The sequence below is a fragment of the Saccharomonospora sp. genome (assembly GCF_027317685.1).
In the GTDB taxonomy this organism is placed as follows: Bacteria; Actinomycetota; Actinomycetes; order Mycobacteriales; family Pseudonocardiaceae; genus Saccharomonospora.
Map to the genome: position 1 here is coordinate 18,924 of NZ_DAHVQP010000049.1, position 24,764 is coordinate 43,687.

Annotated in this window: 20 protein-coding genes; 8 read left to right on the top strand and 12 right to left on the bottom strand. The window is 66.8% G+C overall.

The window, feature by feature from the left end; all coding sequences use genetic code 11:
• Window positions 1-26: 26 nt before the first annotated feature.
• A complete protein-coding gene (locus M7H19_RS06415) occupies window positions 27-1,655 on the bottom strand; it encodes a sensor histidine kinase (RefSeq protein WP_298178199.1) in 1,629 nt (542 codons plus the stop codon).
• Between the two features lie 183 nt (window positions 1,656-1,838).
• Here M7H19_RS06415 and M7H19_RS06420 point away from each other — a divergent pair, with 183 nt between their 5' ends.
• Window positions 1,839-3,152, top strand: coding sequence for a cation:dicarboxylase symporter family transporter (locus tag M7H19_RS06420; protein ID WP_298178244.1), 1,314 nt, complete (start codon window positions 1,839-1,841; stop codon window positions 3,150-3,152).
• Between the two features lie 10 nt (window positions 3,153-3,162).
• On the opposite strand, the gene uvrA is transcribed toward M7H19_RS06420, so the two are convergent.
• Both uvrA and M7H19_RS06430 read right to left on the bottom strand, forming a co-directional pair.
• Window positions 3,163-6,024, bottom strand: a complete 2,862-nt coding sequence (gene uvrA, locus M7H19_RS06425) for an excinuclease ABC subunit UvrA (RefSeq protein ID WP_298178201.1) — start codon at window positions 6,022-6,024, stop codon at window positions 3,163-3,165.
• A gap of 54 nt (window positions 6,025-6,078) precedes the next feature.
• Window positions 6,079-7,278 (bottom strand): acyltransferase, encoded by a 1,200-nt coding sequence (locus M7H19_RS06430; RefSeq protein ID WP_298178203.1) that lies wholly within the window; start codon window positions 7,276-7,278, stop codon window positions 6,079-6,081.
• A gap of 314 nt (window positions 7,279-7,592) precedes the next feature.
• Here M7H19_RS06430 and M7H19_RS06435 point away from each other — a divergent pair, with 314 nt between their 5' ends.
• Complete coding sequence (locus M7H19_RS06435) at window positions 7,593-8,270, top strand: MBL fold metallo-hydrolase (protein WP_298178205.1); 678 nt, start codon at window positions 7,593-7,595, stop codon at window positions 8,268-8,270.
• Window positions 8,271-8,393: 123 nt separating this feature from the next.
• Here M7H19_RS06435 and M7H19_RS06440 read toward each other — a convergent pair whose 3' ends face one another.
• Window positions 8,394-8,795: an NUDIX domain-containing protein gene (locus M7H19_RS06440; RefSeq protein ID WP_298178207.1), complete on the bottom strand. Its 402-nt coding sequence runs from the start codon at window positions 8,793-8,795 to the stop codon at window positions 8,394-8,396.
• A gap of 201 nt (window positions 8,796-8,996) precedes the next feature.
• On the opposite strand from M7H19_RS06440, the gene M7H19_RS06445 reads away from it, so the two are divergent.
• Window positions 8,997-9,584 (top strand): DNA-binding protein, encoded by a 588-nt coding sequence (locus tag M7H19_RS06445; RefSeq protein ID WP_298178210.1) that lies wholly within the window; start codon window positions 8,997-8,999, stop codon window positions 9,582-9,584.
• Window positions 9,585-9,615: 31 nt separating this feature from the next.
• Complete coding sequence (locus M7H19_RS06450; protein WP_298178212.1) at window positions 9,616-10,269, top strand: RES family NAD+ phosphorylase; 654 nt, start codon at window positions 9,616-9,618, stop codon at window positions 10,267-10,269.
• On the opposite strand, the gene M7H19_RS06455 is transcribed toward M7H19_RS06450, so the two are convergent.
• Both M7H19_RS06455 and M7H19_RS06460 read right to left on the bottom strand, forming a co-directional pair.
• On the bottom strand, window positions 10,262-12,220 hold the full coding sequence (locus M7H19_RS06455; protein ID WP_298178214.1) for a S9 family peptidase: 1,959 nt from the start codon (window positions 12,218-12,220) through the stop codon (window positions 10,262-10,264). The genes M7H19_RS06450 and M7H19_RS06455 overlap by 8 nt on opposite strands.
• Window positions 12,221-12,261: 41 nt before the next feature.
• Complete coding sequence (locus M7H19_RS06460; RefSeq protein ID WP_298178216.1) at window positions 12,262-13,278, bottom strand: TerC family protein; 1,017 nt, start codon at window positions 13,276-13,278, stop codon at window positions 12,262-12,264.
• A 298-nt stretch (window positions 13,279-13,576) separates the two neighbouring features.
• On the opposite strand from M7H19_RS06460, the gene M7H19_RS06465 reads away from it, so the two are divergent.
• Window positions 13,577-16,462 carry an alpha/beta fold hydrolase gene (locus M7H19_RS06465; RefSeq protein WP_298178218.1) on the top strand — a complete coding sequence of 962 codons (2,886 nt, stop codon included), beginning with the start codon at window positions 13,577-13,579 and terminating at the stop codon, window positions 16,460-16,462.
• Window positions 16,459-17,409 (top strand): ABC transporter permease subunit, encoded by a 951-nt coding sequence (locus M7H19_RS06470; protein WP_298178220.1) that lies wholly within the window; start codon window positions 16,459-16,461, stop codon window positions 17,407-17,409. Before M7H19_RS06465 ends, M7H19_RS06470 begins: the two co-directional genes overlap by 4 nt.
• An 81-nt stretch (window positions 17,410-17,490) precedes the next feature.
• Here the strand turns inward: M7H19_RS06470 and M7H19_RS06475 are convergent, their stop codons facing one another.
• The gene (locus tag M7H19_RS06475) at window positions 17,491-17,919 is read right to left on the bottom strand and encodes a VOC family protein (RefSeq protein ID WP_298178223.1); all 429 of its coding nucleotides are present in this window, start codon (window positions 17,917-17,919) and stop codon (window positions 17,491-17,493) included.
• A 114-nt stretch (window positions 17,920-18,033) separates the two neighbouring features.
• Between M7H19_RS06475 and M7H19_RS06480 the strand changes: the two genes are divergently transcribed.
• Window positions 18,034-18,414 carry a VOC family protein gene (locus M7H19_RS06480; protein ID WP_298178226.1) on the top strand — a complete coding sequence of 127 codons (381 nt, stop codon included), beginning with the start codon at window positions 18,034-18,036 and terminating at the stop codon, window positions 18,412-18,414.
• Between the two features lie 21 nt (window positions 18,415-18,435).
• On the opposite strand, the gene uvrB is transcribed toward M7H19_RS06480, so the two are convergent.
• The 3 genes from uvrB to M7H19_RS06495 form a co-directional block, all read right to left on the bottom strand.
• Complete coding sequence (gene uvrB / locus M7H19_RS06485) at window positions 18,436-20,595, bottom strand: excinuclease ABC subunit UvrB (protein ID WP_298178228.1); 2,160 nt, start codon at window positions 20,593-20,595, stop codon at window positions 18,436-18,438.
• Between the two features lie 265 nt (window positions 20,596-20,860).
• Window positions 20,861-21,490, bottom strand: coding sequence for an isoprenylcysteine carboxylmethyltransferase family protein (locus M7H19_RS06490; RefSeq protein ID WP_277671311.1), 630 nt, complete (start codon window positions 21,488-21,490; stop codon window positions 20,861-20,863).
• Window positions 21,491-21,539: 49 nt separating this feature from the next.
• Window positions 21,540-21,902 carry a metalloregulator ArsR/SmtB family transcription factor gene (locus M7H19_RS06495; protein WP_037313425.1) on the bottom strand — a complete coding sequence of 121 codons (363 nt, stop codon included), beginning with the start codon at window positions 21,900-21,902 and terminating at the stop codon, window positions 21,540-21,542.
• 249 nt (window positions 21,903-22,151) lie between these two features.
• Here M7H19_RS06495 and M7H19_RS06500 point away from each other — a divergent pair, with 249 nt between their 5' ends.
• Complete coding sequence (locus M7H19_RS06500; protein WP_015786894.1) at window positions 22,152-22,676, top strand: DUF402 domain-containing protein; 525 nt, start codon at window positions 22,152-22,154, stop codon at window positions 22,674-22,676.
• A gap of 84 nt (window positions 22,677-22,760) precedes the next feature.
• Here the strand turns inward: M7H19_RS06500 and coaE are convergent, their stop codons facing one another.
• Window positions 22,761-23,960, bottom strand: a complete 1,200-nt coding sequence (coaE, locus tag M7H19_RS06505) for a dephospho-CoA kinase (protein WP_037313632.1) — start codon at window positions 23,958-23,960, stop codon at window positions 22,761-22,763.
• A gap of 104 nt (window positions 23,961-24,064) precedes the next feature.
• Window positions 24,065-24,764: S1 RNA-binding domain-containing protein (locus tag M7H19_RS06510; RefSeq protein ID WP_298178239.1), on the bottom strand; the 700-nt coding region annotated here is incomplete at its 5' end.

A 24,764-nucleotide genomic window follows, 5' to 3' on the forward strand; every position in this document is an offset into this window, starting at 1 on the left:
ACCCTAAAGAGTGAGAGGCGACGCTTCTACGCCGCGGGGAGGGGAATACGGACAGCGAACGCCGCACCACCGTCCTCGGAATCGGCGACGGTCACCGTTCCACCGAGCCGACGCACAGTCTGCCCCACGAGCGCGAGACCGAGACCCCGCCCAGTGTTCCCCCCGCCCGACTTGGTCGACCAGCCACGCCGGAAGATCCGCGAACCGACCTCGGGGTCGACACCCGGCCCGCTGTCGGCGACGCGGGCGACGAGTGCTCCGTCCTCGACCCGCACCGTGACCCGGACGGTCGGGGCACGCTCGGCGGCCGTTTCGATCGCCGCGTCCACCGCGTTGTCGACGAGATTGCCGAGCACGGTGATGAGGTCGCGCGAGTCGATCGCCGAGCTCGTGTCGTCGAGGACGGTGTCGTCCGTGACCACCAGCTCGACTCCGCGCTCGGCCGCCTCGCTCGACTTACCCAACAACAAGGCCGCCAGCACGGGCTCGGACACCGCGCCCAGAACCCTGTCGGTGAGTTCCTGCGCCGTATGCAATTCCGCCGTGGCCAACGCCACCGCCTGCTCAGGACGACCGAGCTCGACGAGCGACACCACCGCGTGGAGACGGTTGGCCGACTCATGCGCCTGGGCCCGCAGCGACTCGGCGAATCCTCGTACGGTGTCCAGCTCCCCTGTCAGGGATTGCAGTTCCGTGTGATCACGCAAAGTCACCACATTGCCCATCGCGCGTCCTCGCGACCACACCGGAACGGTGTTGACCAACAGCACGCGGGTTTCCGTCACGTGCAGTTCGTCCTTCACCGGCCCTTCCGCCGTCAACGTGCGAGCGAGCGCGTCCGCGAGGCCGAGCTCGGACACCGCGGTGCCACGTACGTCGCCCGGTAGTTCGAGGAGATCGGCCGCGGCGTCGTTGTACAACCCGACCCGCCCGTCCCGGTCAACCAGCACCAGCCCCTCGCGCACCGAGTGGAGGATGGCCTCGTAGTAGTCGAACATGCGGCTCAACTCCTCCGGAGCCACACCGCGGGTCTGCACACGCAGGCGGTTGCTCACCGCCACACTGCCGGCCGCACCCACGAGCAGCACCCCGGCGGCGACACCCAGCACGGGCGGCATGCGTTGCGCGAGTTCCGTCGAGATCGTGTCCATGGTTATCCCGACCGCCACCAGTGCGCTCACCTCACCGTCCACGGCTACGGGAGCGACCGCGCGCACCGACGGGCCGAGCGTGCCGGTGTAGGTCTCGGTGAACGTGTGTCCGCGCAGAGCGGGCTCGATGTTGCCGATGAACGGCTCGCCGATGCGCTCGGGGTCCGGATGTGTGTACCGGGTGCGATCACGGTCCATGATCGTGATGAACCCGACGCCCGTGTCGGCACGGACCCGCTCGGCGAACGGTTGAAGCCGCGAACTGGGATCCGAGGACATCACCGCCTCGCGTACGTCAGACGAATCGGCGAGGGTGACCGCCACCGACACGGCCTCCTCGGCGGCCTCCTGTTCCACATCGGCAGCGGCATCGAGATAGGTGAGCGTGGCACCGCCCAACACCAACACGATCACCACGGCCAGTTGCATGGCGAGCAGTTGCCTGGCGAGGCTCCAGCTACGGCCGTGCCGGCCGGGCGAGCCGAAACGGGGCGAGCGAAGCACCAATTCATGAGAACACACGGCCTCGGACAGAAATCCGCGACCGAAATGAACACAACAGTGACCCGAACGGAGTCGATTCCCATAGTCGTCTCCGACCGTCGCTCGAACTCCGAGGAGGCAATGTTGCCCGAACCGTCGCCCACGGCTACAGAGCAGCCGGAGCAGCCACAGCGTCGCGACCGGATGCACTACCTGTATCTGGCCGTGATCGCCGCGGTGGTTCTGGGTGTCACCGTCGGCTTCGCCTTTCCCGACGTGGCGAAGGAACTCAAGCCACTGGGTACCGGCTTCGTCGCCCTGATCAAGATGATGATCAGCCCCATCATCTTCTGCACCATCGTGCTCGGCATCGGATCCGTCGCGAAGGCCGCCAGTGTGGGCAAGGTGGGCCTGCTGGCCGTCGGCTACTTCCTGCTGATGTCGACCTTCGCGCTCGGAATCGGCCTGGTGGTCGGCAACGTCCTCCACCCCGGCGAAGGCATGGAGCTCGACCCGGAGGCCGCGGCACAGGCGCAGGAGAGCGCGGAAAGCGGCGAGGGAACGGTCGACTTCCTCCTCGGCATCATCCCCGAAAGCATGGTCTCGGCGTTCACCGACGGTTCGGTGCTCCAGACCCTGCTCGTGGCCCTGTTGGCCGGGTTCGCCCTGCAGAAAATGGGTCGCACCGGTGCGCCGATCCTGCGCGGCATCGAGCACATCCAGCGGCTCGTGTTCCGCATCCTCGCCATGATCATGTGGGCGGCCCCGGTGGGTGCGTTCGGCGCGATCGCCGCCGTGGTCGGCGAAACCGGATGGGACGCGCTGCGCAGCCTGGCCGTCATCATGATCGGCTTCTACGTCACCTGCCTGCTGTTCGTGTTCCTCGTGCTCGGAGCCGTGTTGTGGCTCGGCGCGCGGGTCAACGTCTTCAAGCTGCTGGGCTACCTCGGACGCGAGTTCCTGCTGATCGTGTCGACATCGTCGTCGGAGTCGGCGCTGCCGCGGCTCATCGCGAAGATGGAGCACCTCGGTGTCAGCAAACCCGTCGTGGGCATCACGGTTCCCACCGGATACTCGTTCAACCTGGACGGCACCGCGATCTACCTGACGATGGCCACTCTGTTCATCGCCACGGCACAGGGCAGTCCGCTCGGTATCGGCGAGCAGATCTCGCTGCTGATCTTTATGATCATCGCGTCGAAGGGTGCGGCCGGGGTCAGCGGCGCGGGCATCGCCACACTCGCGGGCGGCCTCCAGTCACACCGTCCGGAACTCGTCGACGGCGTGGGTTTCATCCTCGGCATCGACCGGTTCATGTCGGAAGCCCGTGCGCTCACCAACTTCGCCGGCAACGCCGTCGCCACCGTCCTCATCGGGTCGTGGACAAAGGAACTCGACCGCGCTCAATTGTCCCGGGTGTTGTCGGGGCAGGAGCCGTTCAACGAGGACACGCTCCTGGACGACCATGCCGAGTCGTCGACCGAAACCGAGGGGAAGCCGGCCAACGCCCCTGCGTGAACCCGCGGGGTCAGGCCTCTTGCAGCAGCGGCACGAGAAAGCGGCCGGTGTAGCTGCTCTCGGTAGCCGCCACCTGCTCGGGCGTGCCTTCCGCCACGACGGTGCCGCCGCCCGAGCCCCCTTCGGGGCCGAGGTCGATGATCCAGTCGGAGGTCTTGATGACGTCGAGGTTGTGCTCGATCACGATGACCGTGTTGCCCTTGTCGACGAGGCCGTTGATCACATCGAGCAACCTGCGGATGTCCTCGAAGTGAAGCCCCGTGGTGGGCTCGTCGAGGATGTAGACCGTCTTACCCGTCGAGCGCTTCTGCAGCTCACTCGCGAGCTTGACGCGCTGGGCCTCACCACCGGACAGGGTCGGCGCGGGCTGTCCCAGACGGACATAGCCGAGACCCACGTCGACCAGTGTCTGGAGGTGCCGATGGATGGCCCTGATCGGTTCGAAGAACTCCGCGGCCTCCTCGATCGGCATGTCGAGGACCTCGGCGACCGTCTTGCCCTTGTAATGGACCTCCAGGGTCTCACGGTTGTAGCGAGCGCCTTTGCAGACTTCGCACGGCACGTACACGTCCGGCAGGAAGTTCATCTCGATCTTGATCGTGCCGTCGCCCGCACAGGCCTCGCAGCGACCGCCTTTGACGTTGAACGAGAATCGCCCTGGCTGGTATCCCCGCACCTTCGCCTCGGTGGTGGAAGCGAACAATTTGCGGATGTGGTCCCACACCCCGGTGTAGGTCGCGGGGTTCGACCGCGGGGTGCGGCCGATGGGGGACTGATCGACCCGGACGAGCTTGTCCACGTGCTGAAGGCCGTTGACCCGCTTGTGCCTTCCGGGAACCTGCCTGGCGTTGTTGAGCTTGTTCGCCAACACCGTGGCCAGGATGTCATTGACCAATGTGGACTTCCCGGAACCGGACACACCGGTGACCGAGATCAGGCAACCGAGGGGGAACGAGACATCGATGTTGCGTAGGTTGTTCTCCCGCGCTCCGACCACGGTCAGCTGACGCTTGGGATCGACCGGCCTGCGTCCCGCGGGCAACGCGATCTCCCTGCGACCGGCCAGGTAGTCACCCGTCAGCGACTTCTCGTTGCGAAGTAGCTTCTCGAACGTGCCGCTGTGCACGATCTCGCCACCGTGCTGTCCCGCGCCCGGGCCGATGTCGACGACCCAGTCGCTGGCGCGGATCGTGTCCTCGTCGTGTTCGACGACGATCAGAGTGTTGCCGAGGTCCCGAAGCTTCGACAGCGTCTCGATGAGCCGGTGGTTGTCCCGCTGGTGCAGACCGATGGAAGGCTCGTCGAGCACGTACAACACGCCCACCAGACCTGAGCCGATCTGGGTGGCCAGCCGGATGCGCTGCGCCTCACCTCCGGACAGGGTCCCCGCCGCCCGGTCCAAGGAGAGATAGTCCAGACCGACGTCCAACAGGAAGTGCAACCGTGCCTGGATCTCCTTGAGCACGGCACCGGCGATCATGGCCTCCCTGGGGCCGAGCCTGAGCCCGTCCAGGAACTTCGACGCCTCGGCGACCGAGAGCGCGCATACCTCGGCAATGGAGCGTTCCCCGTACTCCTCGTGCTCCAGGGTGACGGCGAGGATCTCGGGTTTGAGCCTGGTTCCCTGACACGCCGGGCACGGCACTTCCCGCATGTACCCCTCGTAGCGCTCGCGTGCCCACTCGGATTCCGTCTGTTCGTGACGTCGCTCCACGAACGGGATCACGCCCTCGAACGCGGCGTAATAGGAACGCTGCCGTCCGTATCGGTTGCGGTACTGGACATGCACCTGTTCGTCGACGCCGTGCAGAATCGCTTTCTGCACCTTCGCGGGCAGTTTGCGCCACGGAGTGTCCATTCGGAACCCGAGCGTGGTCGACAGCGATTCGAGCAGGCGCTGGAAGTACTCCGCGCTCTGTCCCCCAGACCAAGGGGCGATGGCGCCCTCCGCGAGCGACAACTCGTCGTCGGGCACCACCATCTCGGGGTCGACCTCCTTGCGGACGCCGATGCCGGTGCACTCGGGGCAGGCACCGTAGGGCGCGTTGAATGAGAACGAGCGTGGTTCGAAGTCCTCGATCTGCAGCGCGTGTCCGTTGGGGCACGCGAGGTTCTCCGAGAATCCCCGGATGCGGTGTGGGTCATTCTCGGACAGGTCCACGAACTCCAGCTCGACCAGGCCGTCGGCCAACCGCAGCGCGGTCTCGACCGAGTCAGTGAGCCGTTGCCTGGCGCTGGCCTTGACCGTCAGCCGGTCGACGACCACGCCGATGTCGTGCTTCTCCTGCTTCTTCAGCTTCGGAGGTTCGGAGAGCGGGTAGACGGTGCCGTCGACCCGGACGCGCGCATAGCCCTGCTGTTGCAGGTTCGTGAACAGGTCGACGTATTCGCCTTTGCGTCCCCGCACGACCGGGGCGATCACCTGGAACCGCGTGCCCTGCTCCAGTTCCAGGACCTGGTCGACGATCTGCTGCGGCGTCTGTTTGCTGATCGGCTCACCACACCGCGGGCAGTGCGGTTTGCCCGCACGCGCGTAGAGCAGGCGCAGGTAGTCGTAGACCTCGGTGATCGTGCCGACGGTCGAGCGCGGGTTACGGGACGTGGACTTCTGGTCGATCGACACAGCCGGCGACAGTCCCTCGATAAACTCGACGTCCGGCTTGTCCATCTGTCCCAGGAACTGCCGCGCGTACGCCGACAGCGACTCCACATAGCGCCGCTGGCCTTCCGCGAAGATGGTGTCGAACGCCAGGCTCGACTTACCGGACCCGGACAGTCCGGTGAACACGATCAAACTGTCCCTGGGCAGATCGAGATCAACGCCGCGTAGATTGTGCTCACGAGCACCGCGGATTACAAGGCGATCAACCACCCGAGATCCCTTCAACTGGTGTGTGGAACGCCGAACACGTCGGTTCCGCCCATGCTAGGTCCCACCACCGACAACAGCGGCGGACGCGGCGGCAGGGTCATCCTCGGTGCTGCGGCGACGCCGCCGGGTCAACACTCGTTGTGCCGGCCGTTCGACGAGAACGGTGAGCAGCCAGGCCGCGACGACGGCGGCTCCGACCACTATCGACAAGCGTAACCACCACGGCGACACCCCGGCCTCGCTGAGCGCCCGTGCGAGCACCTCCCCCAGTCGCTGGTGCACGAGGTACAGGCCATAGCTGATGCCGGCCAGCCAAGAGATCGGTCGGCGCAGCATCCGCAGCACGGGCAGCCGGTCCCAGTCCCGACCTCGCGTCGCCAGACACATCGCCACGAGAATCAACGTGAACGCGATCACCGAGAGCGTCGTCCCGGTGCGGAAGGCGTGGAGCAAGACCGTCGAACCCAACAACAACACAAGGTGTGTGCGGGAAAGACGATCGTGCTGCCACAGATAGATCGCGACGCCCGCCGCGAACAGGTGCGCGTGGTACAGCCCCGTCGCGGTGGGCAGGGTCAGCCACAGCGCGGCGAGCGGCTGTGACACGACCGACAGGGCGGTCACTCCCCACAGCACCGTGGGCGCGCTCAGTCGATGACGCAGTCTGCTACGCCAGAACAACGCCGCCCCGACGAAGACCGCCACCTGAACCGGCATCGTCCAGAACGAACCGTCGAGCCGGTGGAAGAAGTCGGTGTTGAACTCGTGCAGCAACAGCACGTGCAACAGGAGGTCGTTGAAGTCCGGGACATGCCACAGGGCCACTGCGTCCGGGCCGCGATCCGCCGGGACGATCGGGTCGGCGAACAGCAGCCCGACTATGCCGTCCTGGTGAGTCGCTCCATTGAAGTGCACGACGACGGTCCGGCTCACGAGGTAGATGATCAGTACCGTGACCAGGTACGCGGGCAGCAGGCGGGCCAACCTCCCGCGGAGCCAGCGTCCCACGCTGCTGCTCTTGCGGATCGTCGGCGCGATGAAGTAGCCGGACAGCACCAGCAACGTCGCTGTCCCGAACGGGATGGCGATCATCACCGGATAGGGCTCGATGCCGGGCCTGTGGGACGCGAGGTGGGTCACATGGCCGATCACGACGAAACTGATGGCCACGACTCGGATGACGTCCCAGCTGAAGCGGCGTGAAGAACGTTGTGGCTTCGCGGATGCCGCGCCGGAAAGGGTGGCGACAGTCACGGACTCCCCCAGGGTCTCGATGCGGTCACCGCACACTAACCATGGGTATCGGTCCGATCGGATCGGGGGCCGGGACTTCGAGACCCACCGCGCCGCGAACAGCGTGGCCACCGAAAAACGACAGCCGAAAAAGCAGCGCTTCGAACCGGATGTGCTCGATGCCGACAGCTTGTGACACGAGACGGGTGACGTGTCCGAGAACGCCGAGATGACGGGACTCCCCGGTACGGCCGTCGGCCAGTCAGGGACGACCGGGCGTGACGACATGGCGACATGGCTGCTGCCGGAGCGAGGTAGTGCCTTACCGTAGAACCGTGAACGTCACCGAGGACTACACCGGCCACGTCGAACCGGGTGGCGCCGCCGCACGGCGCACACTGGATGCGCTGACCATCACGAAGATGTCGGTCGGCCCGATGGACAACAATGCTTACCTTCTGGTGTGCCGGGCCACCAGCGAGGCGCTGCTGATCGACGCCGCTAACGACCCCGAAAGGCTGTCGGACCTGGTGGGACACGGCCCCGACCGCTCGTCCCTGCGCACGATCGTCACGACTCACCAGCACCCCGACCACTGGCAGGCGCTCGGCGCGATCGCGGGAGCCTACGGCGCCGACACGGTGGCGCACCCGGCCGACGCCGAACCGCTGCCGGTGCCTGCGGACATCCTGGTCGAACACGGTGACACCGTCACCTTCGGCGAGATCACGCTGGAGGTCATCCACCTGCGTGGACACACACCTGGATCGATCGCGCTGCTGTATCGGGACCCGCACGGCCATCCGCACCTGTTCACCGGCGACTCGCTGTTCCCGGGAGGTGTCGGCAAGACGAACTCCCCGGAGGACTTCACCTCGTTGATCAACGACGTCGAGGAGCGCATCTTCGGACAGCTGCCCGACGACACGTGGTTCTATCCGGGTCACGGGGATGACTCCACGCTCGGAGCGGAGCGGCCGAAGATCGGTGAATGGCGGCAGCGCGGCTGGTGAGCGGTAGGGCGGGTGTTCGGCCCGCCCCGACTCCGGGGCCTCTCCGTTCACCGGTTCACCGCTGTCGGTGTCCTGGAAGTCTTTTCCGTGGCGGGCTGTGGCGGACCGTGGCGTCCTCCGCCGTCAGTCGAGCAGTCCCTGTTCGGAGAGCAGGCCGAGTACGTGACGGCCCGCGGGCGGACAGCGGTCCGCTTCGGCCGAGGTCAGCCATGCGAGCTCGGCGATCTCACGGCCTGGGGTCAGTTCACCGCTGTGGCGCGCGGTATACGCCTTCATGTGCACCCTGCGCCCGTCGGTGTAGCCGTCGGCCAGTTCGTCGAGAACGGTGAAGAGGCTGAAACTGCGAGGATCGAGGTCCACACCGAGTTCCTCACGGACCTCCCGGGACAGACATTCGACGTCACTCTCACCGGCCTCGCGTTTTCCTCCCGGCAGATAGAATTTGTCCTTTCCCCGTGTTCGCACGGCCAGCAGTCTGCGGTCCCGGACGAGGACCCAGGAGACACTGTCGATCGCATTTCCCACGTGCACCGACACTAGTCGGCGACCGGCAGGGTGATAGGAATGGGTGCGGAAGGCCTGGACAGAGTAGCGCCGTGCGGGGACACTGGTCGGGCCACTACAATGCGTGTTGGTTCTTGTGCGTAATGTGTCGATTCCGGTGAATTTCTGAAGATTCGTGGCTGCAAAGCGCACGAATCCGCACATCCGGGCTAATCTATGCGTATGACGACCATCGCGCTCGAGAACGTTCTGGCCAAGGCGGGGCTCAATGTGAAGCCCTCCGAGTTCTTGGCGCTGGTCGAGGACGCCGCCCGGCGGCTGACGCCGCCGAACCCCAACCCGTCACAGTACTTCTCCTCCGACCAGCAGGCCGCACTGGAGGACGTGGGACTCGACCTGTCCCACCAGAGCGAGGACGAACGGGACTACCGTGCTCGTACGGTCGCCGCGCACGCGGTGCTGGCGGAATCCGCCCTCACCGTGGGAGAGGCGGCGGCGCTGCTCGGCGTCGACGACAGCCGGATCCGACACCGGCTGAAGGAGCGGCGGCTCACGGGTTGGAAGGCGCAGGGAGGATGGCGGCTGCCGAACTGGCAGTTCACGCCCAGCGGTGTGCTTCCCGGACTCGACGCCGTGCTCCGTGCCGTGCCGGAGGATCAGCCCGTCCTCGTGATCGCGGCCTTCATGAGCACCCCCCAGCCCGACCTGGTGATCAACGGCAAGCCCGCCACGCCCAGACAGTGGCTGCTCGCCGGTGGCGACCCCGAGATCGTGGCCCAGCTGGCGGCCACACTCGGCACGCCCATCTGATCCCGCACACCAGATCGGTTAGTCACGGTTCATGGCAAGACTGCCCCGGCCACCATCGCGGGCCGTACTGATCAACACACTGCGCCCAACCGAGGACATCGTCGCGCTCCACCCGGCGACCAGGCTCGTCAGGGTGTACACCGCCTACGGCAGGCACCCCCAGAACTGGGACACCTTCCGTTACACGGGGCCTTTGCCACACGGACGTTTCGACCCGCAACAGCCTCGGCACGGCGAAATGGTCACCGACCCACAAAACGGGGTGCTGTACTTCGGGTTGTCCGTGCGTACGAGCATCGCCGAGGTGTACCAGACGACGTCGACGGTCGACCGTAAGACGCGGGGCCCCCACCTCGTGGTCGTTCGCCCGGCCCGCACTCTGCGGCTTTTGGACCTGTGCGGGCTGTGGCCGACGAGGGTCGGCGCGTCCCAGGAGATCTCCAGCGGGCCGAAGAAGATCACGCAGGCGTGGGCCCGGGCCATCCGCGCCGCTTATCAGGACCTCGACGGCGTCTGGTACCGCTCGTCGATGGACGGGGGCGAACCGGCGGTGTGTCTGTGGGACCCGCCCGCCGGTGGCGCGCTCCCGAATTCTCCCGATGTTCTGCTGCCCCTCGACCACCCGGGCCTCGACGTGCCGCTGTCGCGGGTGTGTGAGGAACTGAATTACCTGATGATCAACTGACCGGCAGGTGTCGCTGCCACCACTCCAGCACGGCCTCGAACCGCTGGACCCGGTGGCGGGGCTGTCCCGAACGGGTCAACTCGTGCCCCTCTCCCGGGAAGAGGAGCATCTCGGTCTCGGTTCCCGCGGCCTTCAACGCGACGAACATGCGCTGCGCCTGCTCGAGTGGGCACCGCCAGTCCTGTTCGGAATGAGCGATCGCGAACGGGATCGTGATCCGATCGGCGTAGGTCAGCGGACTGCGTCGACGCTGCTCGTCCGGGTCGTCCCCCACGTAGGCGCCCGCGAACCACCAGCCGATGTCCGAACTGCCGGTGAACGAATCCCACGCGTTGACGGCACGTTCACTCCAAGCAGCCCGGAACCGGTGCCCGTGGTGCGCCACGAGCCACCCGGTCATGAATCCGCCGTAGGAACCGCCCATCACACCGACACGTTCGGCGTCGGCGTCCGGACGTTCCAGAACAGCGTCGAGCATCGCCAGCAGATCGTCGGCGTCGACGGTGCCGAGCCCGCCCACGACGGCCTGCCCGTGCGCCTCCCCGTACCCCGCCGAACCACGCGGGTTGGTCAGCACCACGAGGTATCCGGCCGAGGCGTAGACTTGGGCCTCGTCGAACAGGCTCCACTCGTATTGTGTGAAGGGGCCGCCGTGCACCAGAAGCAGCACTGGGTGCGGACCCTCACCCTCGGGCAACGCCACCCAGCCGTGCACGGGATATCCGTCGGGCGCCGTCGCCGTGACCTCCTCCACCGGCCTGATCCCGATTTTGCGCAGGGACTCCGAGAAGTCGGTGAGCGTACGTACGGAACCATCGCCGTCGACGAGGAGGACCTCTCCGGTGTCCGTCGGCCCGGCCTGCACCACGGCGATCCGATCGCCATCGGTGACGAACGACCGCACGGCCGCTCGCTGCCCCGTCACCAGGGGCAGCGTGGACAGGGCCGCCCCGGCGCTGGTCCGAGGCACGCTCCGCAGTTCCACCGCGCCTCGGTTGCGTACGGCGATCAGCACGTCGTCGTCCCTCGGCGCGGGTGGGCCGGCCGCTGTATCGCAGTCGACGGATTCGGCGTCCGTCAGCCTGCGCGGCGCGGTACCGCCCTCGTCGTCTCCGCCTTCCCCGAGAGTGGTCGCCCACAGCCCCGTGTTACGTGCCACCGAGTTCTGGCCCTCGAAGGCGGTGCCGTAGAAGAACACGGTGCCGTCGTCGCAGACCGCGGGATGTGCCGCGGTGCCGGGGCAGCGCACGATCAGCCGAGGCTCACCCCCACCGGCCGGGACGAGGTAGAGATCGTCATGCAAGCTCTCGCGCGCGTCCCAGTCGCGTGGTGCCACGACGATCACACCGGTGCCATCGGGTGTCCAAGCAGGGTCCTTGACGGAGGCCGTGTCGTCCGTCAAAGGCGTCGGTTCCTCGGCCTCGGTGGTCGCTTCGACATCGACGACGAACAGGCGGCTTGGCCGGTCGCGGACGAAGCCCTCGCCGTCGAACCGGTAATCGCGGCGGGTGATACGTCGGGGAGGTTCGTTGTCGGCTCCCAGCTTCTCGCCGTCCGAACCCGTGGCGGTGCCGTACCGGCCGGACTCCGGGACGCGCGCGGTGAAAGCGATCCGGATCGAGTCCGGTGCCCACACCGGTGCACCGGCGCCCAGTGGCAGGTCGGTGAGGCGGCGGGGCTCGCCCCCGAACGTCGGCATGACGTGCAGCTGCGGCGCCTGCTCGCCGACCGCGCGAAGAAACGCCACCCAGCGTCCGTTGGGTGAGATCACGGGCGCGGTGTCCCGTTCACCGTGGGTCCACGCGACGGTTTCCCCCGGTTCGAGTCGCACAAGGGAACTCCGATAGCTGTTCGCCTCCGGGTCGGGGCGAGACACTGCGGTCAGCAGCAGCTCGCCCCGAAACGCGGGACGTCCGGGAACGGTCACACGGTGAAGGTCTGTGGGGCGCATGACCTCAAAGCTTAACCCAACTAATTAGCCAAGGTAACGGTTCATCCGTCGTGGGATGGCTCCCGATCAGCCTTCGCGGGCGCCTCCGCCTGGAGATTCAACGCGCTCACGGCGTTGGGATCCCGCTTGGATTTGATGAGACTCGCGACGGTGGTGACGGTCAAGACCACGGCGATCACACCCAACGACATCCAGTTGTTGATCACCAGCCACGACGGGGTGACGTCGTACTCGTGCAGCGCGTGCAGCACCAACTTGGCACCGATGAAGCCGAGGATGATCGCCAGGCCGTAGGACAGATAGACCAGCTTCGCCACCAGACCACCGAGCAGGAAGTACAGCTGGCGCAACCCCATGAGAGCGAATGCGTTCGCGGTGAACACCAGATACGCGTCCTGGGTGATGCCGAAGATGGCGGGGATGGAGTCCACGGCGAACAACAAGTCGGCGCTGCCGATCGCCACGATCACCACGAACATCGGCGTCAGATAACGCTTGCCGTCCTGCTTGACGATCATCTTGTGACCGACGTAGTCCGGGGTGACGGGAAAGAACCGGCGCACCCACCGGGTCACGGCGTTCTCACTGTACTCCTCGTCCTCGTCCTTGCTCCGGACCATGTTGATGGCGGTCCACACGAGGAAGGCCCCGAACAGGAAGAAGATCCAGACGAACTTCGCGATCAGAACGGCCCCGACGGCGATGAACGCCGCACGCATCACCAGGGCCAGCAGAATGCCGATCAGCAGTACGCGGTGCTGGTGGATCGCGGGCACCCGGAACGATGCCATGATCACCATGAAGATGAACAGGTTGTCGATGGACAACGAGTACTCGGTGATGTACCCGGTGAAGAACTCGACACCCGGGTCGTGTCCCGCCAGCACCCAGACACCGATACCGAACAACACGGCGCAGGAGACGTAGAAGATCACCCACCTGGCCGCCTCACCGGCGGTCACCCGGTGCGGCTTCCGATCCACGATCATCAAATCCGCCGCGATGAGGAGGAGCAGACCTCCGACCGTGGCGATCCACACCCACACGGGCACGTTCATGTAAGCCAACCTCCGGTCAGCGCGTAGTGGCCATTACCGGAGGTCTCTCCCACCGGCGTCCGCCGGCCGACGGCGCCGGGTGTCGAGACGAGACAACCGTGTTGACGACGCCGCCGCGAAGGAATACTCCCCTCCACGAACGGGTCCTATCTTGACGGCTGCAACGGTGAATGACCAGTGGCCGTCACAAGAGTCACCGGTACGCGGCACGTAAGATCCCTCACACAAGAGAACCAGCCGGTTTCATTCCGGCAACCCGGAACAAACTCTCAGGAAATGCCCAATAGTGTGGACAACCGTGCCCCGAACCTTGTTCGCTCGCGGCAACCGCGTGCGTCCGCTGGTCCTGCTGGTCGTGGCCGCGGTCCTGATCACAGGTTTCCTGCTGTGGTCCGATGACGGCGACGAGGAGCCCGGCTACACCACTCACGAGGCCATCATCGACGTGGTCGCCTCGCCGGGTTCCGAGGAGCGCGTGCAGCTCGACGCCACGATGTACGTTCCGAGCGAGACGCCCGCACCGGCTGTTCTGCTGCCGCACGGGTTCGGTGGCGACAAGAACAGTGTCTCCCGCGAGGCGAGCGAACTCGCCGACCGGGGTTTCGTCGTGATGACGTACACGGCGCGGGGCTTCGGCCGCAGCACGGGCGAGATCGCGTTGAACGACCCCGACTACGAGGTCGCCGACGCCTCCCAGCTCATCGACTACCTGGCCGACCAGCCGGAGGTGCTGCTCGACGAGGACGGTGATCCCCGGGTGGGCATCACGGGTGCGTCCTACGGCGGCGCTCTCGCCCTGCTGTCGGCAGGCAGTGACGAGCGGGTCGACGCCATCGCCCCCGTCATGACCTACAACGACCTGGCACAGGCGTTGCTGCCCAACGCCGGAACACCGGGGTCCGTCGACGACGACACACCCGCGCCCGGCGCGTTCTCCGAAGGCGGTGTGTTCAAACAGGCGTGGGCGGGCTCGCTGTTCTCCGCCGGGCTCGGGCCCGCGCGACCCGGCGCTCCGGGTGCGGAGGCACCCGAACCGGGGGACGAACCGCAGGAGGGCACGGACGCGACCACCGGCGCGGGCACCTCGGGCTCGGGCCTGCCCTCCGCGGGACAGCGCTCTCCTGAATCTCCGGACGCCGAGCCCGGTGCGTGCGGCCGATTCACCGAGCAGGTGTGTGCCGCCTACATCGACGTGGCCACCGACGGTGTCGCGTCCGAGGAGACCCTGGCACTGCTCCGACGGGTCTCTCCCGTGTCCGTCACACAGAACGTCACCGTGCCGACGATGCTGGTGCAGGGTGTGTCGGACACGCTGTTCGGTCTCGAACAGGCCGACGCCAACGCCCGTCAGATCTCTGAGGCGGGCGGCGAGGTGTCGGTCGTCTGGTACACCGGCGGCCACGACGGTGGTGTACCGGGTTCACAGCTGCGCTCCACCATCGGCGATTTCCTCCAGTACCACCTCGCCGGTGAGGGTGAAGACCCCGGCGCGCGCTTCGCCTACGACGTACAAGGGGCGCTGCGCACCAACGGCACGCCGTCCGTCCGCACCCTGGAAGCGGCCACCTACCCAGGACTGGGGTCCAACTCCACGCCGAGAGAGGGAGTCGTACTCCACGGCGACGAACAAGTGGCCCACCGTCCCCCGGGCGCCACGCCCGCCGCGGTGAGCGGCATACCCGGTCTCAACAGCGTACTCACGAACTCGTCCCGGTTGTCGGTACTGTTCACCGTGGACCCGCCGGGACAGTCGGCGACGTTCACCTCCGAACCGGTGGACTCGCGACTGCTGATCACCGGGGCTTCGACGGTCACGCTGAACGTCGCGGCGGCCACCGACGGGGCCCGGGATCGTGACGCGGTGCTGTTCGTCAAGTTGTACGACGTCAACCCCAACGGAACGCGGACCTTGCCCGGGAACGCGGTCGCACCCGTCCGGGTGTCGGAGCTGCCCGCCGACGGCACACCGGTTCATGTGACGGTCACCCTGCCGGGCATCGTGCGCCCCGTGGAAGCGGGTCACAGCCTCCAGTTGACCGTGACCACCACCGACCAGGCGTATGTCACGCCGACCGAGCCCGCCGCCTACCGCATCTCGCTGGCAGGCGACTCGGCCCTGTCGGTGCCGGTGGTGCCCGGCACCACGGTGACCTCGGGCTGGCCCACGGCGCAGCTGCTCGGTATCGCCGGCGTGCTCGTGGCCGCCGCTGCCGTGGCCGTTGTCGCGGCGCTTCGACGTAGACGTTCGTACCAGGTCGATCCCGAACTGGTCGACACGCCGCTGGTCATCCGCGATCTCACCAAGTCCTACCCCGGTGGCCTGACCGCTGTGAAGGACCTGTCGTTTCGGGTGGAACGCGGGCAGGTACTCGGCCTGCTCGGTCCGAACGGCGCGGGCAAGACCACGACGCTGCGCATGCTGATGGGGCTCATCCGCCCCACCGAGGGCGACATCACGGTGTTCGGCCACACGATCACGCCCGGCGCCCCGGTGTTGTCACGTATCGGCTCGTTCGTGGAGGGTTCAGGGTTCCTCCCGCATCTGTCCGGTGCCGACAACCTGAGGCTGTACTGGGCGACGACGGGACGTCCCATCGAACAAGCCCACCTCGACGAGGCCCTGGAGATCGCCGGACTCGGCGACGCCGTTCATCGCAGGGTGCACACCTACAGCCAGGGCATGCGCCAACGGCTCGCCATCGCACAAGCGATGCTCGGCCTACCGGACCTTCTCGTCCTCGACGAGCCCACCAACGGACTCGACCCACCACAGATCCACCAAATGCGCGAGGTTCTCCGCCGCTACGCCGCCACAGGACGCACGGTGCTCGTGTCGAGCCACCTGCTTTCCGAGGTGGAACAGACGTGCACCCACGTCGTCGTGATGCAACGGGGCTCGCTAGTGACCGCAGGGAAGGTCGGCGACATCGTGTCCGCGAGTGGGGAAGCCACGTTCCGGGTGGACGACCCGAACGCCGCCGTCGAGGCCCTGCGTGAGCTCGAAGGCGTGACCCGGACGGACGTCGAGGGCGACCTCGTGCACGCGGATCTGGGTGGACTGCCCCGCTCGGAGGCGGTGGCGGTCCTCGTGCGCGCCGGTGTGGCGGTGGAACAGGCAGGCCCACGGCGTCGACTGGAGGATGCGTTCCTCCAGCTGGTGGGAGAAGGAGAACCCGAGCGTTGAGTGACATCGACGAGCCCGGACCCCGCGCCGACGAGGGCGTGCACACCGACCCTGCCGCTCTCGACGACCTCAGCGCCGCGGGAGCCACCACCGGCGAGGTGGGGTCCGACGGCGCGGTGGCGGGCTACCGGGCGAACCGGACGCTGCGACTGGGCGTGGAGCTGCGTAGACAGCTCCGCAGACGCCGGACCCAGCTGGTCCTCGCCCTGGTGACGTTGTTGCCGTTCATCCTGGTCGCCGCCTTCGAGATCGGCGACGCGGACCCGAATCGCCGTTCCGGCGCCTTCATCGACCTGGCCACGGCGAGCGCGTCCAACTTCGTCGTGGTCGCATTGTTCGTCTCGGGCTCGTTCCTGTTGCCGATGATCGTCGCCCTGTATTTCGGCGACACGGTCGCCAGTGAGGCGTCCTGGTCGAGCCTGAAATATCTGCTCGCCATCCCCGTGCCGCGGCATCGACTGTTGCGGCAGAAGGCTCTCGCCTCCGCGCTGTTGTCAGGGTTGACGCTGGTGCTGTTACCGCTGATCGCGCTCGGTATCGGCGTGGTGCGGTACGGCGCGGGCGAGGCGATCAGCCCGACCGGGGACTCGGTGCCCTTCGGGCGGAGTCTCGTGGCGATCGCCCTGGGAACCGGCTACATCATGGTCCAGCTGTCGTGGGTGGCGGCGTTGGGCCTGCTGTTGAGCGTGTCCACCGACACCCCGCTCGGGGCGGTCGGGGGGACGGTGCTGGTGTCGATCCTGTCGCAGATACTTGACCAGATCACCGCTCTCGGAGACCTACGCAACTTTCTGCCGACCCACTTCTCCTTCGCGTGGATGGACCTCATCGCCACCGACGTCGACTGGGCGAACATGGCCAGCGGCATCTTGTCGGCGCTCCTGTACGCCACGGTGTTCGGTCTGCTCGCGGCCCGCCGATTCGCGACCAAGGACATCACCAGCTGACCGATGCGACTCGCGCCCTGTTTCCGCGGGCAAGGCAGCCCTACCGGCCCCCGGCGACACGTCGACACCGCGTACGGAAAGTCACTGGAGGCAGAACTCGTTGCCCTCCGGGTCGCGCATCACCAAGCACCGGCCGAGCGGCTCGTCGACCTCACACACCACCGTGGCGCCCGCGGCCACCAGCATGTCGGCCTTGTCCCTGACCTTCCGCCACCCTTCGGTTCCGGTGGTGTGACCGCTGACGTCGATGTCCAGGTGCACACGGTTTTTCGCCCTCTTCACCTCGGGAACCCGTCGGAAGAACACTCGCGGTCCCTTTCCGCTGGGGTCGACCACCGCTGACCACGCGCCCCACCGAACACGCGGCCACCCGATACCCACACCGAACGCCTCCCGCGACTCGACCCCCTCGGCCGGGGACTGCACTTCGTAGTCCAGCGCCAACGCCCAGAACTCGGACAACCTCCGAGGATCGGCGGCATCGAACGTCACCTGCACGCCTTGTGCCATCACAGCAGCTCCTTCCAGGCAGATGGCAAGTATGCTGGAGGCGGGCGACAATTTCTGCACTCAAGCTTCGTTGCCGACCTACTCGCCCAGCACGCATACCCGAGGAGGGGCCCCATGCCTCGACCGGTTCACTTCGAAATCCACGCCAGCGAACCCGAACGCGCGATCACGTTCTATACGACCGTGTTCGGCTGGACGTTCGAGCGTTCGGGAGCACACCCGTACTGGCTGATCATGACCGGCGAAGGTCCTGGTATCGACGGTGGCTTGGCCCAGCGGAAGGGACCGATGCCCGATCCCGACGCGAGTGTGAACGCCTTCCCCGTCACGATGGAGGTCGAGGACCTGGACCTGCAGATCCGCGAGATCGAACAGGCGGGTGGCAGTGTCGTGGCGTCGAGACGCGCCATCACCGGGCTCGGGTGGACTGCTTACTGCCGTGACCCCGAAGGGAACCTGTTCGGGCTACTGCAGCCCGACCCGAGCGTCGAATGACGGTTCACGCCGTCGCCGGCGTCACTGCACTCCCGCCTCGTCCATCCCGCGCAGTTCCTTCTTCAGCTCGGAGATCTCGTCGCGCAGCCGAGCAGCCAGTTCGAACTGCAGGTCCCGGGCGGCCTGCATCATCTGGTCGGTCAACTGTTGGATGAGGTCGGCGAGTTCCGCTCTCGGCATGCTGCTCACATCGCGGTCGGCGAGAACACCGGAGCTACGGGCCCAATCGCCCTGCTCCGGCTTCTTGCCCCGCGAGGCGTTGCGCCCGGACCCTCCGACCTCGATCTCCTGCTCGGAGTCCTCGGCCTCGGTGTAGACGCGGTCGAGGATGTCGGCGATCTTCTTCCGCAGGGGCTGGGGATCGATGCCGCGTTCCTCGTTGTACGCGATCTGCTTCGCGCGGCGACGGTTGGTCTCGTCGATGGCGTACTGCATCGAGTCGGTGACCGTGTCGGCGTACATATGCACCTGGCCCGACACGTTTCGGGCCGCACGACCGATCGTCTGGATCAGTGACGTGCTACTGCGGAGGAAACCCTCCTTGTCCGCGTCGAGGATCGCCACGAGCGACACCTCGGGCAGGTCGAGCCCCTCACGCAGTAGGTTGATGCCCACCAGCACGTCGAAGTCGCCGGACCTCAGCTGCCGCAGCAACTCCACCCTGCGAAGGGTGTCGACCTCCGAGTGCAGGTATCGCACCCGAATGCCGAGTTCGAGCAGATAGTCAGTGAGATCCTCGGCCATCTTCTTGGTCAGCGTGGTGACCAACACGCGCTCGTCCTTCTCGGCGCGCACCCGGATCTCGTGCACCAGGTCGTCGATCTGCCCCTCGGTGGGTTTGACGACCACCTCCGGATCCACCAGGCCGGTGGGCCGGATGACCTGTTCGACGAACTCACCGCCCGTCTGTCCCATCTCGTACGGGCCCGGGGTCGCCGACAGGTACACGGTCTGGCCGATCCGGTCGGAGAACTCCTCCCAGGTCAACGGCCGGTTGTCCAGGGCGCTGGGCAGACGGAAACCGTGCTCCACCAGGGTGCGCTTACGCGAGGCGTCGCCCTCGTACATGCCACCGATCTGCGGCACCGTTACGTGTGACTCGTCGATGACCAGCAGGAAGTCCTCGGGGAAGTAGTCGAGCAACGTGGCCGGAGCCGAGCCGGGTTCTCGACCATCGATGTGCCGCGAGTAGTTCTCGATGCCCGAGCAGAATCCGACCTGCCGCATCATCTCGATGTCGTAGGTGGTGCGCATCCGCAGGCGCTGCGCCTCCAACAGCTTGCCCTGCTTCTCCAGCTTCGCGAGCTGTTCCTCGAGTTCGACCTCGATACCGCGGATGGCCTTCTCCATGCGTTCGGGGCTCGCGACGTAGTGGGTGGCCGGGAAGATCCGCACCTCGTCGACTTCCCTGACGATGTCGCCGGTCAACGGGTGCAGGTAGTACAGCTTGTCGATCTCGTCGCCGAAGAACTCCACCCGGATAGCGAGCTCCTCGTACGCCGGGATGATCTCCACCGTGTCGCCGCGGACCCGGAAGGTGCCCCGCTCGAACGCGAGGTCGTTGCGGGTGTACTGCACGTCCACGAGCGCACGCAGGAACGTGTCGCGGTCCACCTCCTCACCCACGGCGAGACGTGTCGAGCGGTCGAGGTAGGACTGCGGTGTGCCGAGGCCGTAGATGCAGGACACGCTGGACACCACGATGACGTCGCGGCGGGACAGCAGGTTCATCGTCGCCGAGTGGCGAAGCCGCTCCACGTCGTCGTTGATCGAGGAGTCCTTCTCGATGTAGGTGTCGGTCTGGGGGACGTACGCCTCGGGCTGGTAGTAGTCGTAGTAGCTGACGAAGTACTCCACCGCGTTGTGCGGGAAGAATTCGCGCAGTTCGTTGGCGAGCTGGGCGGCCAGCGTCTTGTTGTGGGCCATCACGAGAGTGGGTCGCTGGAGCCGTTCGATCAGCCACGCCGTGGTCGCGGACTTGCCCGTACCGGTGGCGCCGAGGAGAACGACGTGCTTTTCGCCCGCTTTGATCCTGCGTTCGAGTTCGTCGATGGCCGCGGGCTGGTCGCCGGCGGGCTCGTAGTCACTGACCACCTTGAACCGACCGTCCGACCGAGGGATCTCGGAGACCGGCCGGAATTCTGAGTGCGCGAGTACGGGGTGTTCGGTCGCGAATGCCACGTCAACCAGGGTATGCGCAAACTCTGACAGCGTCGTCCGCCACCGTTGGCTCCCACCGTCGGGTACGTGACGACGCCCCGGTTCGAGCTGGTCCGCTCGTCGGGAGCCTCCGGCGTCCACACCGCCACACGTGACCGGAAGCCCACCAGGGCACCATTTCGACCATCCGTTCCTCGCACCATGACCAGGCCGGTGTGACCGCGGGTCCTCACGCGCCTACTCCACACGGCACTCGCCGTGACCGGGGCTTCGTCGCGGGAAGGTCTTACCCGTTGGGGGAGGTTGTGGTCGTGCCCAGCCGGCCGATGCGGGGTACGAAACGGCCGGTTCGCGCGGCGTAGTCACGGTAACGCTGACCGTGGGTGCGGAGCAGGTACGGCTCCTCGACCGCGCGGACCTGGATTTCGATGGCGATCACGAGTGCCACCAACGCGGTGAGGGCGACGGGGTTGGGTGTCATCAGGGCCAGGCCTGCCCCGGTGGCGATCACGGCGGTGAAGACGGGGTTGCGAACCCAGGCGTAGGCGCCGTTGACGACGAGGTCGGTGACCTCGGTCTGCTCGACGCCGATGCGCCAGGAGACTCCCATGTCCCGTTGGGCGGCCAGGGTCGCGGTGATCCCGACGAGCGTAAGGACCAGCCCCCCGACCGCGATCGGGGTGGCGTCGAGCGAGCGCACGGGATCGAGGATGTCGAACAGCTGCAGCACGGGTCCGAGGAGGCCGAGCAGCAGAGCCAGGACGAACAGTGCGCCGCCGCACCATTCCAGCGATCCGGGGCGGCCGCTCACACCGTGGAAGCCGGTCGAGCCGGTGCGCCGGTACTGCAGCAGACTGCGCAGCCCGAAGGCGGTCGCCAGATACACCAGATAAAGCGTCAGAGCCGTGGTCGCCACCGCTAGCTCCTCCTGTGTGATGGGTGATCAGCGTCGCAGCGACCCGCGCTCATACCGGGTCCGCCTCCATCTCGGGCGCGGTGCTCGCCGACAACATCCGGTCGGCGATGGGCGTGAGCCGGTACATCACCAGCTTGCCGTCCCGACGCGAGGTCACCAGTCCGGCCGCGCGTAACTGACGCAGGTGATGGGACACCAGGCCTTGTGACGAACCGACGATCCAGGCCAGATCGCACACGCACAGTTCGGCTCCCGCGTGCAGGGCATACGCGATCCGCAGCCGGGTCGGTTCACCCAACGCGCGCAAGCGCTCCGCCCTGGCCTGCAGCGTGTCGGTCTCGGGAAGCGTCGTACGCAGGCCCTCGGCGTGCTCGAGGTCGATGCACAACAGCTCACACCGGTCATCGCTCATGAAGTCAAACTAACATGCGTTGATATGTTCGGTTGAGCATGTTTTGGGGACGAGGGCCCCGAGCGATCATGGGGCTGGGCGAGGCGAGGAATCTGAGCTTTCGACCTTCGTCCGTGTTCGGGGTCCGCGCTCGATGTTTCACAGACCCCACCGCGTTTCGCGGCAGACTGGCCGGGAACTCCTCGGCTTCCGTCGACAAGGCTCCACCGCCCGTGAACCAGAGAGGTCGATGGACCAAGATAGGCGGGCATGGCCCTCCATCCGCCGAAGCGCGAGCGGTTCGACGTGTCCGCGGGCGTCAACATCGACCCGAAGGGCATCGCGCGGTCCGTCGAGGAGTACCGCGTGGAACCGTTCGGTCTCTACATGGCCAGGCCCACGCCCGGCCGTGCCCAGTTCCACTATCTCGAGTCCTGGTTGCTTCCCGACCTGGGGTTGCGGATCACGGATTTCTGGTTCTCCCCCGGCCACGAACGTGACCAGGATTTCTACCTCGACGTCGTCACCATCGACGTGCACGACGACGTGTGGCTCACCACCGACCTCTACCTCGATCTAGCGGTACGCACCGGCAGGTCGGTGACCGTGCTGGACACCGACGAACTGTTGGAGGCCACCACCGCCGGTCTGCTCACCCGGGAACAGGCCCGTACCGCCCTGGAACGCACCTACCGCACCGTGGCAGCCCTCGCCGCCCATGGCTACGACCTGCTCCGCTGGCTGGCCGATCTCGGTATGCCGACGACATGGCGTCGGCATCCACCGGCCGGATAGCCCCGCATCCCACGGTGACACGGCTGGCGGAGGATGTGCCCCCGCTCGATACGTGGGGCACCCGTACCGGACGAACGGGGTTGCTCAGCTTGCGGTGTCGGGTGTCCAGCCCGTGCGGGCCGCCCACTCCTCCGCCCGGTCGAACGCGGCGTTGATCCACGACTGCTTCTCCGCGGTGTACTCCACGGTGTCGCCGTCCGCGGCGTGTTCGCGTGCGAGCCGCTGTTTCAGTTCGGCGTAGACCGCGACCTCGTCGGGATGTTCGCGCATCCAGTCCCGAAACAGCAGCGCCCGTCGCCACGCCGGGCTGTCCACCGCACGTACGTGCAGGTTCACCGGGCGGCCGGGATCGGCACCGGTGTGCACGCGTTTGTCCCACCTGTCCTCGTCGCCGAGCGGTTCGTCGTACCACGCGTGCTCGTCATTGCGGACGAATCCGGCTTCGGTGAGCGGGGTCGCGAGCGCGTCGGCGTCGGACAGCGTCGGCACGACGATCTGGAAGTCCAGGACGTCCTTGGCCGGGAGATCCGGAATCGCCGTCGAGCCGATGTGGTCGACACGCAGTGCGGTGTTCCCGGCCGCGTTGCGCAGTCTCGGCAGTATCCGTGCGGCCTGTGCGGGCCACGTCGGATCGGCCGGCACCAGTTTCGGCGGTGCCGCCGGACGGGGCTTGCGCAGTCGGATGTTGGCCTCGTAGGGCACCAGTCGGTCGGTCCACAGAGCGTCGACCTGGTCGAGCAGCGTACGTGGGTCTCCACTGTTGTCCAACCACACGTCGGCCACGGCACGTCGTTGTTCGGTGGTGGCCTGCGCCGCGATGCGAGCACGGGCGTCCTGTTCCGTCATGCCGCGTGACGAGACGAGCCGGCGCACGCGCACCTCCTCGTCGGCGTCCACGACGAGCACGAGGTGGTAGGCGGGCGCGAGGTTGTTCTCCACCAACAGCGGTACGTCGTGCACCACGATCGCGTCGGGGGGCGCTGCGTCGAACAGCTCCGCCGTCCGCGCCCCGATGCGGGGGTGCATGATGGCGTTGAGTCTCCGGCGAGCTTCGTCGTCGGCGAACGCCTTCGCCGCTAGCGCGGGACGGTCCAGGGTGCCTTCCGTGGTCAGGATGTCGTCCCCGAAGGCGGCTACGAGTTCGGCCAGTCCCTCCGTGCCCGGTTCCACGACCTCCCGGGCGATCGCGTCCGCGTCGATCACCACCGCGCCGAGCTCAGCCAGTCGCGCGGCGACCGTCGACTTCCCCGCTCCGATCCCGCCTGTCAACCCCACTCGCAGCATGACCGGCATTCAATCACTCGCCCGTCCGCCCTGAAAAGCACATGGCCCCGGTCCGTACGGACCGGGGCCATGACTCACAGGCTTACATCGGTTCAGGCGTTATCTCACGCGCCGCCCGACAGCTTCTCGCGCAGGGCCGCGAGCTGCTCGTCGCTGGCGAGTGTGCCACCCGAACGCTCCTGCTCAGCGCCCTCCGAGCCGTAGCCGGAGTCGCCGCCCTCGGCAGCACCCTCAGCGGCGGCGGCAGCGGCGTTGGCCTTCTGGGCCTCCGCGACCTGGCGCATGTGCTTCTCGTAGCGAGCGTGCGCCTCGGCGTACTGCCGCTCCCACTCCTCACGCTGCTTCTCGTAGCCTTCCTGCCACTCCTGCGTGTCGGGGTCGAAGCCCTCGGGGTAGATGTAGTTGCCGTGCTCGTCGTACTCGGCCGCCATGCCGTACTGCGTGGGGTCGAACTCGGCGTCCGGGCTGTACCCCTCGTTGGCCTGCTTGAGCGACAGCGAGATGCGGCGACGCTCGAGGTCGATGTCGATGACCTTGACCATGACCTCGGTGCCGACCTGCACGACCTGCTCGGGGATCTCGACGTGGCGCTCGGCCAGCTCCGAGATGTGCACCAGGCCCTCGATGCCCTCCTCGACGCGGACGAACGCACCGAACGGCACGAGCTTGGTGACCTTGCCCGGCACGATCTGGCCGATGGCGTGGGTGCGGGCGAACTGACGCCACGGGTCTTCCTGGGTGGCCTTCAGCGACAGGGACACGCGCTCGCGGTCCATGTCGACGTCCAGCACCTCGACCGTGACC